This is a genomic window from Ruegeria sp. CF8, from assembly GCF_056537285.1.
In genome coordinates this window covers 142,847-155,002 of sequence record NZ_JBQFRG010000007.1, presented here as the reverse complement: position 1 = coordinate 155,002, position 12,156 = coordinate 142,847, and the positions used below count along the sequence as shown (strand labels likewise).

At 57.8% G+C, this 12,156-nt stretch carries 14 protein-coding genes; 9 read left to right on the top strand and 5 right to left on the bottom strand.

Annotation, left to right across the window (positions count from 1 at the left end):
* Positions 1-11: 11 nt before the first annotated feature.
* The 4 genes from ACR0EV_RS16680 to fsa form a co-directional block, all read right to left on the bottom strand.
* Positions 12-707 (bottom strand): CDP-alcohol phosphatidyltransferase family protein, encoded by a 696-nt coding sequence (locus ACR0EV_RS16680; protein ID WP_480801111.1) that lies wholly within the window; start codon positions 705-707, stop codon positions 12-14.
* 69 nt (positions 708-776) lie between these two features.
* Positions 777-1,697, bottom strand: a complete 921-nt coding sequence (locus ACR0EV_RS16675) for a tyrosine recombinase XerC (protein ID WP_171186934.1) — start codon at positions 1,695-1,697, stop codon at positions 777-779.
* On the bottom strand, positions 1,694-2,401 hold the full coding sequence (locus tag ACR0EV_RS16670) for a DUF484 family protein (RefSeq protein ID WP_480801110.1): 708 nt from the start codon (positions 2,399-2,401) through the stop codon (positions 1,694-1,696). Before ACR0EV_RS16670 ends, ACR0EV_RS16675 begins: the two co-directional genes overlap by 4 nt.
* Positions 2,402-2,598: 197 nt before the next feature.
* Positions 2,599-3,252 carry a fructose-6-phosphate aldolase gene (fsa, locus tag ACR0EV_RS16665; RefSeq protein ID WP_152457215.1) on the bottom strand — a complete coding sequence of 218 codons (654 nt, stop codon included), beginning with the start codon at positions 3,250-3,252 and terminating at the stop codon, positions 2,599-2,601.
* Between the two features lie 88 nt (positions 3,253-3,340).
* On the opposite strand from fsa, the gene ACR0EV_RS16660 reads away from it, so the two are divergent.
* The 4 genes from ACR0EV_RS16660 (at position 3,341) to ACR0EV_RS16645 (ending at position 8,239) form a co-directional block, all read left to right on the top strand.
* A complete protein-coding gene (locus ACR0EV_RS16660) occupies positions 3,341-5,536 on the top strand; it encodes a primosomal protein N' (RefSeq protein WP_480801109.1) in 2,196 nt (731 codons plus the stop codon).
* Positions 5,537-5,615: 79 nt separating this feature from the next.
* Positions 5,616-6,848 (top strand): MFS transporter, encoded by a 1,233-nt coding sequence (locus ACR0EV_RS16655; protein WP_480801108.1) that lies wholly within the window; start codon positions 5,616-5,618, stop codon positions 6,846-6,848.
* 66 nt (positions 6,849-6,914) lie between these two features.
* Positions 6,915-7,793, top strand: a complete 879-nt coding sequence (locus ACR0EV_RS16650) for a 50S ribosomal protein L11 methyltransferase (RefSeq protein ID WP_480801107.1) — start codon at positions 6,915-6,917, stop codon at positions 7,791-7,793.
* 101 nt (positions 7,794-7,894) lie between these two features.
* Complete coding sequence (locus ACR0EV_RS16645) at positions 7,895-8,239, top strand: hypothetical protein (RefSeq protein ID WP_480801106.1); 345 nt, start codon at positions 7,895-7,897, stop codon at positions 8,237-8,239.
* A gap of 104 nt (positions 8,240-8,343) precedes the next feature.
* Here ACR0EV_RS16645 and ACR0EV_RS16640 read toward each other — a convergent pair whose 3' ends face one another.
* Positions 8,344-8,559 (bottom strand): DUF1127 domain-containing protein, encoded by a 216-nt coding sequence (locus ACR0EV_RS16640; RefSeq protein WP_480801105.1) that lies wholly within the window; start codon positions 8,557-8,559, stop codon positions 8,344-8,346.
* A gap of 334 nt (positions 8,560-8,893) precedes the next feature.
* On the opposite strand from ACR0EV_RS16640, the gene ruvC reads away from it, so the two are divergent.
* From ruvC to ybgC, 5 genes are all read left to right on the top strand, one after another.
* Positions 8,894-9,391 (top strand): crossover junction endodeoxyribonuclease RuvC, encoded by a 498-nt coding sequence (gene ruvC, locus ACR0EV_RS16635; RefSeq protein WP_480801104.1) that lies wholly within the window; start codon positions 8,894-8,896, stop codon positions 9,389-9,391.
* The gene (gene ruvA / locus ACR0EV_RS16630) at positions 9,388-10,059 is read left to right on the top strand and encodes a Holliday junction branch migration protein RuvA (RefSeq protein WP_480801103.1); all 672 of its coding nucleotides are present in this window, start codon (positions 9,388-9,390) and stop codon (positions 10,057-10,059) included. Before ruvC ends, ruvA begins: the two co-directional genes overlap by 4 nt.
* Positions 10,060-10,063: 4 nt before the next feature.
* Positions 10,064-11,083: a Holliday junction branch migration DNA helicase RuvB gene (ruvB, locus tag ACR0EV_RS16625; protein WP_480801102.1), complete on the top strand. Its 1,020-nt coding sequence runs from the start codon at positions 10,064-10,066 to the stop codon at positions 11,081-11,083.
* 63 nt (positions 11,084-11,146) lie between these two features.
* On the top strand, positions 11,147-11,770 hold the full coding sequence (locus tag ACR0EV_RS16620; RefSeq protein WP_480801101.1) for a hypothetical protein: 624 nt from the start codon (positions 11,147-11,149) through the stop codon (positions 11,768-11,770).
* Positions 11,767-12,150 carry a tol-pal system-associated acyl-CoA thioesterase gene (ybgC, locus tag ACR0EV_RS16615; RefSeq protein WP_480801100.1) on the top strand — a complete coding sequence of 128 codons (384 nt, stop codon included), beginning with the start codon at positions 11,767-11,769 and terminating at the stop codon, positions 12,148-12,150. The genes ACR0EV_RS16620 and ybgC overlap by 4 nt, the downstream gene beginning before the upstream one ends.
* Positions 12,151-12,156: the final 6 nt, after the last annotated feature.

Sequence of the window (12,156 nt, the reverse complement as noted above, 5' to 3'; positions counted from 1 at the left end):
GCAGCGCTGCGTCAAGCGTGGCGCTGCGGTATGATTTGCTGCGCGATGCCCGCAAAGGTCAGATACAGGCTGGTGATCACCAGACCCCAATGCGCCCAGCTTTCGGGGTGAAAATCGACCCAAGCCGCCCAACCGGCAAAGAACGTCCAGGCCAGAGCCATTGGCAATGTCAGGCTGCGCCAACGCTCGGTACGTACGGGATGGACAAACTTGAGCGGCAGGAACATCGCCAGTGAAAGCAATGTGACCAGCAGCAGAATAATCCAGAAATTCGGCTCGAGCGCGAAGATCACGATAACGAACATGTTCCAGCATCCGGGAAAACCGGAAAAGGAGTTGTCCTTGGTCTTCATCCGGGTGTCCGCGAAATACATCGCGCTGGCAAAGGTAATGACGATGATCGCAAACCATCCGGTCCACCCGTCCATCAGCCCGGACTTGAACAGGGCAAAGGCCGGTATAAAAACATAGGTCAGGTAGTCAATGATCAGATCCAGCAGAACGCCGTCAAATTCGGGCGCGTTCTTTTTGACATGATAATGACGCGCCAGAGGACCATCGATCCCGTCCACAATGAATGAGACAACCAGCCAAAGATACATAAGGCTCCATTTCTCTTCGACGGCGGCCAGCATGGCGAGCATGGCAAAAACGGCGCCGGTTGCAGTGAAGAGATGGACGGAAAGAGCTTTGAATCTGAGTGTCATGCACGCGTCATGACTGATGCACGCCTGAGATGCAAACCAAAAGCCACGCGGTTTTGATGGATGTGTGTGTCAGGCCTTGGGATGTGCGCGATTGTAGACCTCCATCAATCGCGCTGTGTCCACGGCGGTGTAAGCTTGAGTGGTTGAAAGCGACGCGTGGCCCAAAAGTTCTTGAATCGCACGCAAGTCGCCTCCCGCCGAAAGCAAATGCGTGGCAAAGCTGTGCCGCATTGCGTGGGGCGTCGCGGTTGCAGGCAGGCCCAGTTGCATTCGCGCTTTCGCCATGACGCCCTGTATCGCACGTGGATTCAGCGCCCCGCCGCGGACGCCGCGGAACAAAGGCGCGCCCTGTGCCTTCGGGTGCGGGCAAAGTTGTACGTACCGGTCGACGGCTTCACGGGCGGCAGGAAGAACCGGTACAACCCTTTCCTTGTCGCCCTTGCCAACGATGCGCAAGGTGGCGGGTAAAGGTACGTCTGCACCGGTTAATGACAGCGCCTCGGATATGCGCAGTCCGCACCCATAGAGCAACGTGACCACGGCCACATCCCGCGCGGCGACCCAATCCGAGCTGGATTGCAACTCGACTGTGTCGATCATGGCGCGGGCGGCGTCTTCGGCCAGGGGGCGGGGCAGTTTCTTGGTGAATTTTGGTGCGCGTGTGGACAAGACAGCAGTGGGTTCAAAGCCTTCACGTTCGGCCAGCCAGCGATAAAAGCTTTTGACCGCTGAGAGTTTGCGGGCCAGCGACCGCGCGCTTACGTCTGCACTGCGTTGATCCGCCATCCAGGCACGCATATCTGACACAGTGATCCGTTCCAGCGCTTTCAACCCCTGCCGTTCAGCGTGATGCAGCGTCATAAAGGAAAGAAAATCCGTCACATCACCGCGATAGGCGGTTTGCGTGTTCTGTGATCTACCCGCCAGCGCACCTAAGCTGTCCAGCCAATGCTGCAGCGCATCGCGGCAGGCGGGTGAGATCAGGCTCACGACAGCCAGTGGCGCATCGAGCGTTCGAACACGCCAGCAAAAAAGCTTAAAAGATCGGTGCCCAACTGCGGTGTGAAATGTCGAGGATCACGTGCACCCATGACAATCATTCCCGGCAAGCGACCAGGGCCGAGGTCGAGCTTCAAACAGGCTTCGGATCGCAATTGATCCGAGAGCGCGCCGAAAATACGTTTGTTTGGATGATGGACCTCGCGCAGAGTGACGTCGCGGGCGGGACCGCCGCGATCAATGGTCAGGTACTGGTTGATAAAACCGGGTTCGGCAATGGTCAGAACGCCCCCCAACGTATCGACTGCTGGATCGTCCTGAACCACCGTTGTTTCCAGGACCAAAGTGATGTGATCGACACGCAAAATGTCGGCCACGTCCGCGCCAAGCGCGCGTAGGAAATCCTCGAATTCAACGGGCTCCAACAGGCGCAGGATTGCGCGATGCACTTGGTTTGTGCCCGCCAGATTCTCGTAGGCTGCTGCAATCACAGACCGATGAGTGTCTTCCAGCCGGTCCAGCCGTGCTTCGAGCCGTTGCATGGCGATGCCGCGCAGATCGATCACATTGTCTCCGCGTGTGCGTTCATTGGCACTGACCAAGGCCTGCATCAGATCTTTGTCATCCAGAACGACGTCAGGCTCAGCCAGAATCGCCGCGCGGAGGTTATCCTCGAGTTTGGGGTTGCTGCTCATGTCCCGTCCGGTCTTTTTTTGTTGAGCGGCTTATAACATGCCGGACCGGTTTTGCCTTGGGAAAAATGCACGCAAAGGTGGATTTCCTTGAGTGCTGTGGCGAAGGGGCTCCCGCCTGCCATGCCTGATCACAGATCAGGCATAGGGCCGTTGGGCCGGGCGCGGTGCCTGAAAGCACCGCGCGGTTTTACATAGGATCAGAGGATTTTCTGACCCGTCTTGGCCCAATCGGCCAGGAAGGTTTCCAGACCTTTGTCGGTCAACGGGTGGTCAGCGAGCTTCTTGATCACGGCTGGCGGAGCAGTGATGACATCGGCACCAATGCGAGCGCTGTCGGTCACGTGGTTCACTGTCCGGATCGATGCGGCCAGGATTTCAGTCTCGAACCCGTAATTGTCATAGACTTGACGGATATCGGCAATCAGATCCATGCCGTCGAGGTTGATGTCGTCCAGACGACCAATGAACGGCGATATGAAAGTCGCACCTGCTTTGGCGGCAAGAATGGCCTGATTGGTTGAGAAGCAGAGGGTGACGTTAACCATCTGACCTTCGTCGCTGAGTGTTTTGCAGGTTTTCAGACCAGCCCACGTCAGCGGCACTTTCACTGCGATGTTCGGCGCGATCTTGGCCAGCTTGCGGCCTTCGGCGATCATGTCATCTGCTTCGGTGGCGACAACCTCGGCCGAAACCGGCCCATCGACCAGATCACAGATCTCTTTGGTCACTTCCAGAATGTCGCGACCCGACTTTAGGATCAGCGAAGGGTTGGTGGTCACGCCGTCCACCATGCCCAGATCGTTCAGTTCGGCGATGGCGTCGATCTCGGCGGTGTCTACGAAGAATTTCATGAGGGCAGTCCTTTGATGGGTTGGCCTTGGTCGCGGATGGCTTTACCTCAAAGTGAGCCATGCTGGAACCCCCTGCAAAGGATATGCTGTGAGCGCTAACGGATTTTTCGACCAAGGAGAGCTGATTGCGGTGCTGACAACGCAGCCGCTGGACCGGACGTTGGATTACAAAGCGCCCGAAGGCGGGTGTTTTCTGGGTGCGTTTGTCGAAGTGCCTCTTGGGCCGCGCAAGGTGCTGGGTGTGGTCTGGGGTCCGGGTCAGGGCGGATTTGACTTGAGCAAGGCGCGGTCGGTGATCCGAGTACTTGAGGTCGCGCCGATGCGCGAAGAGATGCAGGTGTTTCTGGGCAAGGTCGCCGACTACACGCTGACACCGATGCCCGCGATGCTGCGTTTGGCAACGCGCGCACCGGGGCTGGGGGATCCCCCGTCAATGCGCAAAGTGTATCGTCTTGGCAATGGCGAACCGGACAGGATGACCGATGCGCGATCCCGTGTGCTGGAGGTTTTGCGCGACTATGGTGGCCTCGCCTTCACCTTGAAGGAACTGGCCGAGCAAGCTGGTGTAACCTCGTCTGTTGTCAAAGGGTTGGTCAAACAAGGCGCCGTCCGGGAAGAGGACAGCCCGCGCGATCTGCCGTACCCGCATCTTGATCCGAACCGGCCTGGCAAAGATCTGACCGAAGATCAGGCGGCGGCTGTGACCCAATTGCAGGCCGGACAGCGGACAGGTGATTATGGCACAACACTCCTGAAAGGTGTCACGGGTTCGGGCAAGACCGAAGTCTATCTGGAAGCCGTCGCCGAAGCCCTGCGGATGGGACGCCAGGCTTTGGTCTTGCTGCCTGAAATTGCGCTGACCGCTGAATTCCTGACCCGTGTCGAGGCGCGGTTTGGTGCGCGACCGGCGGAATGGCACTCGGGCGCGACAATGACGGAACGCCGCCGCGTCTGGCGGATGGTCGGGCAGGGGGATGCACAACTGGTCGTAGGTGCGCGATCTGCATTGTTTTTGCCGTTCCGCGATTTGGGGCTGGTGGTCGTCGATGAAGAACACGACACCTCTTACAAGCAAGAAGACGGAGTGCATTACAGCGCGCGGGATATGGCAGTCCTGCGCTCGGCCATTTGCGGCGCGCGGGTGATTCTGGCCAGCGCAACACCGTCGCTGGAAAGCTGGGCAAACGCGGAAGCAGGAAAATATGATCGGATCGACCTGACCTCGCGCTTCGGGGCGGCGGTTTTGCCCGAGATGAAGCCCATTGATATGCGCGCTGAGCAGATGCAGCCCGGAACATGGATTTCTCCGTCCCTGCGACAGGCGGTCCGGCAGCGGGTCGAAAAGGGTGAGCAGTCGCTGCTGTTCATCAATCGGCGAGGTTACGCCCCTGTGACCCTGTGTCGGGCTTGCGGAGAGCAGATCGCTTGTGACCATTGCGACGCGCGCATGGTTGAACACCGGTTTCTCAAACGCCTGATGTGCCACCAATGCGGTGAGACAAAGCCGATGCCCGAAACCTGCCCGTCCTGCGGCGTAGAAGGCAAACTGGCCCCGGTCGGGCCAGGGATTGAGCGGTTGGCAGAAGAGGCCGAAGCGACCTTTCCTGACGCCAAGATTGCGATGCTGAGTTCCGACCTCTACGGCTCAGCCCGTGCGCTGAAAGCCAAGATCGAAGAGATTGCCGCAGGAGATGCAGATATCATCATTGGCACTCAGTTGGTTGCCAAGGGGCATAACTTCCCCAAACTCACATTGGTTGGAGTTATTGATGCGGACCTGTCGCTGCACGGGGCCGATCTGCGCGCGGCGGAACGAACGTTCCAACTGATGCGGCAGGTGGCCGGGCGCGCGGGCAGGGCGGATAAGCCGGGGCAGGCGTTGTTGCAGACATTCCAACCAGAACACCCCGTGATCCGGGCGATCTTGTCGGGTGATGAGGAGGGATTCTGGAAAGCCGAAGCGGCAGGGCGGCAAGCGGCCGGAGTACCCCCATATGGGCGCATGGCCGGGATTGTGTTGTCGGGACCGGAGGTTGGCCCTGTCTTCGATATCGGTAACGCCATGGCACGCAATGATGCCCCTGTGCGCGATGTAGGTGGGCAAGTTTTTGGCCCCGCACCAGCGCCGATTGCACGTATTCGCGGACGGCACCGTGTACGCCTTCTGGTTAAAGCCCCAAAAGGGGCCCCGATTCAGGATGCCATCGCCCGCTGGATCGCGCCTTTACGCCTGAAAGGAGACATCCGCCTGACTGTCGATATCGACCCGCAGAGCTTTTACTGACCTCTGCATCAGCGCAGGGTGGCTGTGCGCGAACGGCTTCCCTCTCGCCAAAACGACAAAATGGGCGTAGAGGACCAATATGCTGCAACCCATGCCCCTTAACGAGGCGCAGAGCCTTCCGGTCTGGCGCCGTCCTGTCACGCTCTTGTTTGTGATGGCCATGACCATGCCCATCGCTTTCAACGCGTGGAGCGCTTTGCTGAACAATTTCGTCATTGAGGTGGCGAATTTTGATGGCGCAGATATTGGTCTGCTGCATACGGTACGTGAAATTCCGGGCTTTCTGGCGATTGGCGTGATCGCCGTCATCATTTTCATCCGCGAGCAGGTTCTGGCGATGATTTCGCTGATGATGCTTGGGGTGGCAACGGCAGTGACGGCATGGTTCCCCAGCTTGGGTGGGTTGTTGTTTGTGACCCTATTCAGCTCGATTGGCTTTCATTACTACGAAACGGTAAATCAGTCGCTGCAGCTGCAATGGCTTCCAAAGGATCGCGCGCCGCAAATTCTGGGATGGCTGGTTGCGATGGGGTCCGCAGCGACTGCGGTGGTCTATGGTTTGATCGTTCTTACCTGGGAGCGCTTTGATCTGTCCTATAACTTCGTTTTTATGGCGGCGGGTGGCGTGACGGTCTTGTTGGCACTGTTCAGCCTGATTGCCTATCCTCAGTTTGATGCACCAACACCGCAGACCAAAAAGCTGATCCTGCGTCGCCGGTACTGGCTCTACTATGCGCTGCAATTCATGGCCGGCGCTCGGCGGCAGATCTTTATCGTGTTTGCCGGGTTCATGATGGTCGAAAAGTTCGGTTTCAAAGTGCATGAACTGACCAGCCTTTACCTGATCAACCTGATGATCAACATGATGGCCGCGCCCTTGCTGGGCAAAGCTGTGGCAAAGTTTGGTGAGCGGCGCACCCTGATCTTCGAATATGCCGGGCTGGCCATCGTGTTTGCGGCTTATGGTGGTATCTACTGGTTCGGCTGGGGTGTGTTGCTGGCTGCGATCCTTTATGTGATCGACCATGTGCTGTTCGCACTGGCGCTGGCCTTGAAAACCTATTTTCAGAAAATTGCCGATCCCGCTGACATCGCGCCCACAGCGGCCGTGGCTTTCACGATCAACCATATCGCCGCTGTGTTCTTGCCGGCTTTGCTGGGGCTTTTGTGGGTGGTTTCGCCGGGAGCAGTGTTTGGTTTGGCGGCGGCGATGGCCATTGTTTCGCTTCTGTTGTCGTTGTTGATCCCGCGCCATCCCGAACCGGGCAATGAGACCATCTTGACCAAATACGCTCCGGCACCTGCGGAATAGGCTGGGCGGCTTGACCTTCTCGGCGCGGCGTCCTAGGCGCTGTGCCAACTGAGACAGGAGGCCCAGATGCCCACATTCACCGCGCTGACCACGCTGACAGGTAAGAAGGCCGCCGAAGGTCTGGGCGAAGCCATGGAGCGTTTGGAACCGGAACCTACCGGTGTTGGCGTGTTCGAGGTCGAGGACGGTTCGGGCATGTGGGAAGTGGGCGGTTATTTCACTGAAGCCCCGGACGAGACTGCACTGGCTGTTCTGGCCGCTGCGTTCGAGGCGAAGCCCTTTGTCGTGTCTGAGCTGCCGGAAACTGATTGGGTCGCACATGTGCGCCGCGAGCTTGCGCCCGTCGACGCCGGGCGGTTTTTCGTCTACGGCAGCCATGATGCCGACAAGCTGCCCGAAGGCCGCATTCCATTGCTGATTGAGGCTGCGATGGCCTTTGGTACTGGGCATCACGGCACGACACTGGGGTGTTTAAAGGCACTGGATCGCTTGCTGGACAAAGGTTTTACTGCGTCGAAAGTGGCCGATATTGGCTGTGGTACAGCTGTTTTGGCCATGGCCGCCGCTCGGGTCTGGGATGGTGACATCATCGCCAGCGATATCGACGAAGTCGCCGTTGACGTGGCCGAAGCCAATCTGAAGGCAAACAGTATGTCAGGTGCGGTGAAATGCGTGGAAGCCGCTGGCTTCGATCATCCTGACCTCAAGGCACACGCCCCGTATGATCTGATCTTTGCCAATATTCTAAAGGGGCCGCTGGTGGCGTTGTCGCCTGAAATCTCGGCGAATCTGCGCCCCGGAGGGTATGCGATACTGTCGGGAATCCTTAACGAGCAAGCAGATGATGTGGTTTCTGTTTATTCTCAAAACGAGTTCAATCTTGCACATAGAGGCGAGATTGGTGAATGGACGACCCTAATTTTAAGGAAACAGGGCGCAAATTAGGCCATTTGCGGGAGTTTTCTGGAAAAACGCCACGCTTTTGTCGCAATCTCTTTTTACCGTTTTCTGATCAAAGTCGAGGGGGGCGGTTTTTGGAGGCTGCCATGACGGGTAAACAACTGGAGTTCAATCAGCGCGTTAATCGCCTGAACAAGAAGCATCAGAAGATGAGCCGGGGCTATCGCGCAACGATGCGCAAAGATGGTCTGGTGGTCATGAGGCCACAACGGATCAGCTCTGCCGTGCCAGTACGGGTGCTGCTGCTTACGCTTGTTGCGTTCTTTGTGTTCAAAGCGTTTCTTTTGTCCCACCTTGGGCCGACGGGGTATCAGTACAGAATCGATAGCCTGAATGAAGGCACCAAGGTCGAACAGGCAGGGGCTTGGGTGATGCAGATCGATCCTGTGTCTCAAGCGCTGTCCCAGCAAATGAACAAGCTTCTCTTCTGAATTCTGACTTTTAGTCAAAAAAACACCGCGTGCCGTTCGGGCGCGCGGTGTTTCTTGTTGCCCACATGACGGAAAAGCCAAGGGTCTTTAAATGGTGGTCGGAATTACCGACGGCCTTCTGCGATGGCGTCAATGTCGCCACGGCACAGGCCGATGTCGTCCAGTTCGCGGTCGCTCAGACCGGTCAGCGCGTTGCGGGTTACGCGGGCGTCATTCCATTCGATTGCGGCGTTCACGGCCGATACGAAATATGCGCCGATACGGCCAACGAGGCCGAACGAGCCAGTGGTGGCGATGCGGGTAGTGTCCAGTGCAGCCATATCCTGTTTCCTTCTGGTTTGTGTTCACTTTTCAATCTTGCGATCTGACCGGCATCTAGTGCTGCCATTTCGCTTGTACAAGTTCAGATTTTGCATGTGTCCTATGCATTTTTTGCAATGCTGCACAGAGCTGTAATCCCCTTAAATAATTGGTGAAAATTCCTTTATGTTGGTGCCGTTTTCAGACTTTCTTGTGGTCGTAAATATGCGTTCAAGTCGCGTGCGGGACAGGGGTGTCGTTTTCAGACTTCAGGTCAATTCGCTTGGAAAATGTTCACGCTTCGTGCTAGGCGTTGAAAAAAGATCACAAAACCCGAGCAGGCCGAGGCACAACATGCGAATTCTGGGCATTGATCCGGGGCTTAGGACCCTGGGGTGGGGCGTCATCGAATCAAATGGCAGCCGTCTGAGCCATGTTGCGAATGGATTGTGCAAGTCAGATGGAGATGATCTGGGTGAGCGCCTGTTGTCTCTTCACAACCAGATTGTCGAAGTAATCGCCAATCACCAACCGGACCAGGCTGCCATTGAACAAACCTTCGTCAATAAGGACGGGGCAGGTACGCTCAAGCTTGGCCAGGCGCGGGGTGTGGCCTTGCTGACATTGGCGCAGGCTGGGTTGCCGGTCGGCGAATACGCACCCAATCGGGTCAAAAAGACTGTCGTTGGTGTGGGCCACGCTGAGAAGGAGCAGGTATTGCACATGGTCAAGCTGCAGCTGCCGGGGTGTCTGCCAAAAGGTGCTGACGCGGCAGATGCGCTGGCGATTGCGATCTGTCACGCCTATTACGGAAAGACGCAACAGGCGCGTGTGAAAGAGGTGCGGGCATGATTGGCAAACTGACAGGGCGGCTGGATTATCGCGCAGCGGATCACGTGCTGATCGATGTCCGGGGCGTTGGCTATATCGTTTATTGTTCCGACCGAACCATGGCGGCATTGCCGGGTGTAGGAGAAGCGGTTTCGATCTATACCGACATGGTCGTGCGCGAAGACCTGATGCAGCTTTATGGATTTCTCTCGCTGGTCGAGAAGGAATGGCATCGGCTTCTGTGCTCGGTTCAGGGGGTAGGTGCCAAAGTTTCACTGGCCATTCTCAGCGCCTTGGGGCCGGATGGCGTCAGCCGCGCAATTGCCTTGGGTGATTGGAGCGCGGTCAAGGCGGCGAAAGGTGTGGGGCCGAAAACGGCGCAGCGGATCGTGCTGGACCTCAAGGACAAGGCACCCGGTGTCATGGCCATGGGTGGGACGGTTGCCGAGGCGATGGACGGCCCCGAGCTTGAGGTTGTCGAACTGGCTGAACCTGCACCAATACGCGCTTCGAAACCACCATCGGGCGCTGCCGCAGCGTCGGCCGGGGCGTTGTCGGCACTGGCAAATCTTGGGTATGGTCCGTCTGACGCAGCAGCGGCTGTGGCTGAAGCAGCGGCAAGCCAGCCCGAAGCGGGCGAGGCCGAATTGATCCGAGCGGCACTCAGACTTCTGGCTCCGAAAGGGTAAGTGAATGGTAGACGCTGATCCCACCTTGCGCCCGGACCCTCTGCCCGAGGACAACGACCGCGCTTTGCGCCCACAGGGGCTGAACGAATTCATCGGTCAGGCAGAGGCGCGGGCCAATCTGCGCATTTTCATACAGTCCGCCCGCCAAAGGGGTGAGGCGATGGACCATACGCTGTTCCACGGACCCCCGGGGTTGGGTAAAACGACGCTGGCGCAGATCATGGCGCGTGAGTTGGGGGTGAATTTTCGCATGACCTCTGGCCCGGTTCTGGCCAAGGCGGGTGATCTGGCGGCGATCCTGACCAATCTGGAAGCACGAGATGTTTTGTTCATCGACGAAATCCACCGTTTGAACCCGGCGGTGGAAGAGGTGCTGTATCCCGCGATGGAGGATTTCGAGCTGGATCTGGTGATTGGCGAAGGTCCCGCAGCGCGAACGGTGCGCATCGAATTGCAGCCGTTCACGCTTGTAGGGGCCACCACGCGAATGGGTTTGTTGACAACACCTTTGCGCGACAGGTTCGGCATCCCGACCCGATTGCAGTTCTACACAGTCGATGAATTGCACGAGATCGTCACGCGAAACGCGCGAAAGCTGGGAGCACCTGCAGATGATGACGGCGCGCGAGAGATTGCGCGCAGGTCTCGTGGCACTCCTCGGATTGCTGGGCGGTTGCTGCGGCGGGTTGTGGATTTTGCCATCGTTGAGGGCGATGGGCGGATCACGCGCGAACTGGCGGACGGAGCCTTGACACGGCTGGGTGTGGATCATTTGGGGTTGGATGGTGCGGACCGCCGGTATCTGAAGCTGATCGCAGAGAATTACGGTGGTGGTCCTGTTGGGATCGAAACGATGTCGGCCGCCTTATCTGAGAGCCGCGACTCGCTGGAAGAAGTTATCGAACCCTTTCTGTTGCAGCAGGGATTGATTCAACGCACCCCGCGGGGACGGATGTTGGCGCAAAAGGCGTGGACCCATTTGGGTATGGCTGCGCCTAAGCGGCAGAGCGATCTGTTTGGTTGAAGCCCGGGCGCAGAAATTCTAAGCCTTCGGCGAGAGTATTTTTGAAAAGATGAAGGGCGGGGCGTGACACCGGAAGAGATCGAGGCGCTGTTCACTCGCGAAAGCGGTGAGTTTCTGTTCGCCCGCTGGGGGCGGCCGATTGTACCGATCGTGTTTGGTGTTGAAGACGAGACGCTGGCCACGGTGAAAGGTGCGTTTGAAGCCGTTGTCACTCTGGCCGGGCATCAAATGGCAGAAACCGACCCAGAACTTGGTGCCAATTGCATGGTCTTCTTTTTTCGGGACTGGCAGGAATTGCTGGAAGTGCCTGATCTTGATCGGCTGATCCCGGACCTTGGGCCTTTGGTGGAACGCCTGGTGGCTGCGGATGCCAATCAGTATCGCATATTCCGGTTCGAAGAAGATGGTGCAATCCGTGCGGCGTTTGTGTTCCTACGTATGGATAAGGAATTGTCCAAGGTTCCGGCGGAAACGCTTGCTCTTAGCCAGGTGGTGCAGACTGTCTTGCTTTGGTCCGATACTGCGTTTCGGACGCAATCGCCGCTGGCTGTCGCCGGGGAGGCAACGATCTTGCGCCCTGACATTGCTGCCTTGATCCGGGCTGCCTATGATCCGGTCTTGCCCGGGGCGGCGCAGGATGCGTCTCATGCGCTTAGGCTGTTTGCCCGGCTGGAGCTGCCACAATGAAACACACCTACCCGGTTCGCGTTTACTATGAAGACACCGACATGGGCGGTGTCGTCTATCACGCGAACTACTTGCGGTATATTGAGCGCGCCCGCTCGGACTGGGTGCGCAATCTGGGCAATGATCAGAACGCAATGCGGGACGAGGGCATCGTGTGGGTCGTGCGGCGGGTTGAGGCCGATTACCTTTCGCCTGCCAAGTTTGATGACGAGTTGATCGTCGAAACCGAAGTGACAGAGATTTCCGGCGTGCGCCTGACGATGGCGCAACTTGTGCGCCGAGGTGAGACCGAGATCTTTCGCGCTTCGGTCACGGCCGTGTGCATCAACAAGGATGGCAAGCCGATCCGCCTTCCGGCAGAGATTCGCGCATTGATGTAACAATTT

Coding starts and splice junctions, on each gene's coding strand:
- ACR0EV_RS16680 (WP_480801111.1), bottom strand. CDS start 707: ATGACACTCAGATTCAAAGCTCTTTCCGTCCATCTCTTCACTGCAACC.
- ACR0EV_RS16670 (WP_480801110.1), bottom strand. CDS start 2,401: ATGAGCAGCAACCCCAAACTCGAGGATAACCTCCGCGCGGCGATTCTG.
- fsa (WP_152457215.1), bottom strand. CDS start 3,252: ATGAAATTCTTCGTAGACACCGCCGAGATCGACGCCATCGCCGAACTG.
- ACR0EV_RS16655 (WP_480801108.1), top strand. CDS start 5,616: ATGCTGCAACCCATGCCCCTTAACGAGGCGCAGAGCCTTCCGGTCTGG.
- ACR0EV_RS16650 (WP_480801107.1), top strand. CDS start 6,915: ATGCCCACATTCACCGCGCTGACCACGCTGACAGGTAAGAAGGCCGCC.
- ACR0EV_RS16645 (WP_480801106.1), top strand. CDS start 7,895: ATGACGGGTAAACAACTGGAGTTCAATCAGCGCGTTAATCGCCTGAAC.
- ACR0EV_RS16640 (WP_480801105.1), bottom strand. CDS start 8,559: ATGGCTGCACTGGACACTACCCGCATCGCCACCACTGGCTCGTTCGGC.
- ruvC (WP_480801104.1), top strand. CDS start 8,894: ATGCGAATTCTGGGCATTGATCCGGGGCTTAGGACCCTGGGGTGGGGC.
- ruvA (WP_480801103.1), top strand. CDS start 9,388: ATGATTGGCAAACTGACAGGGCGGCTGGATTATCGCGCAGCGGATCAC.
- ruvB (WP_480801102.1), top strand. CDS start 10,064: ATGGTAGACGCTGATCCCACCTTGCGCCCGGACCCTCTGCCCGAGGAC.
- ybgC (WP_480801100.1), top strand. CDS start 11,767: ATGAAACACACCTACCCGGTTCGCGTTTACTATGAAGACACCGACATG.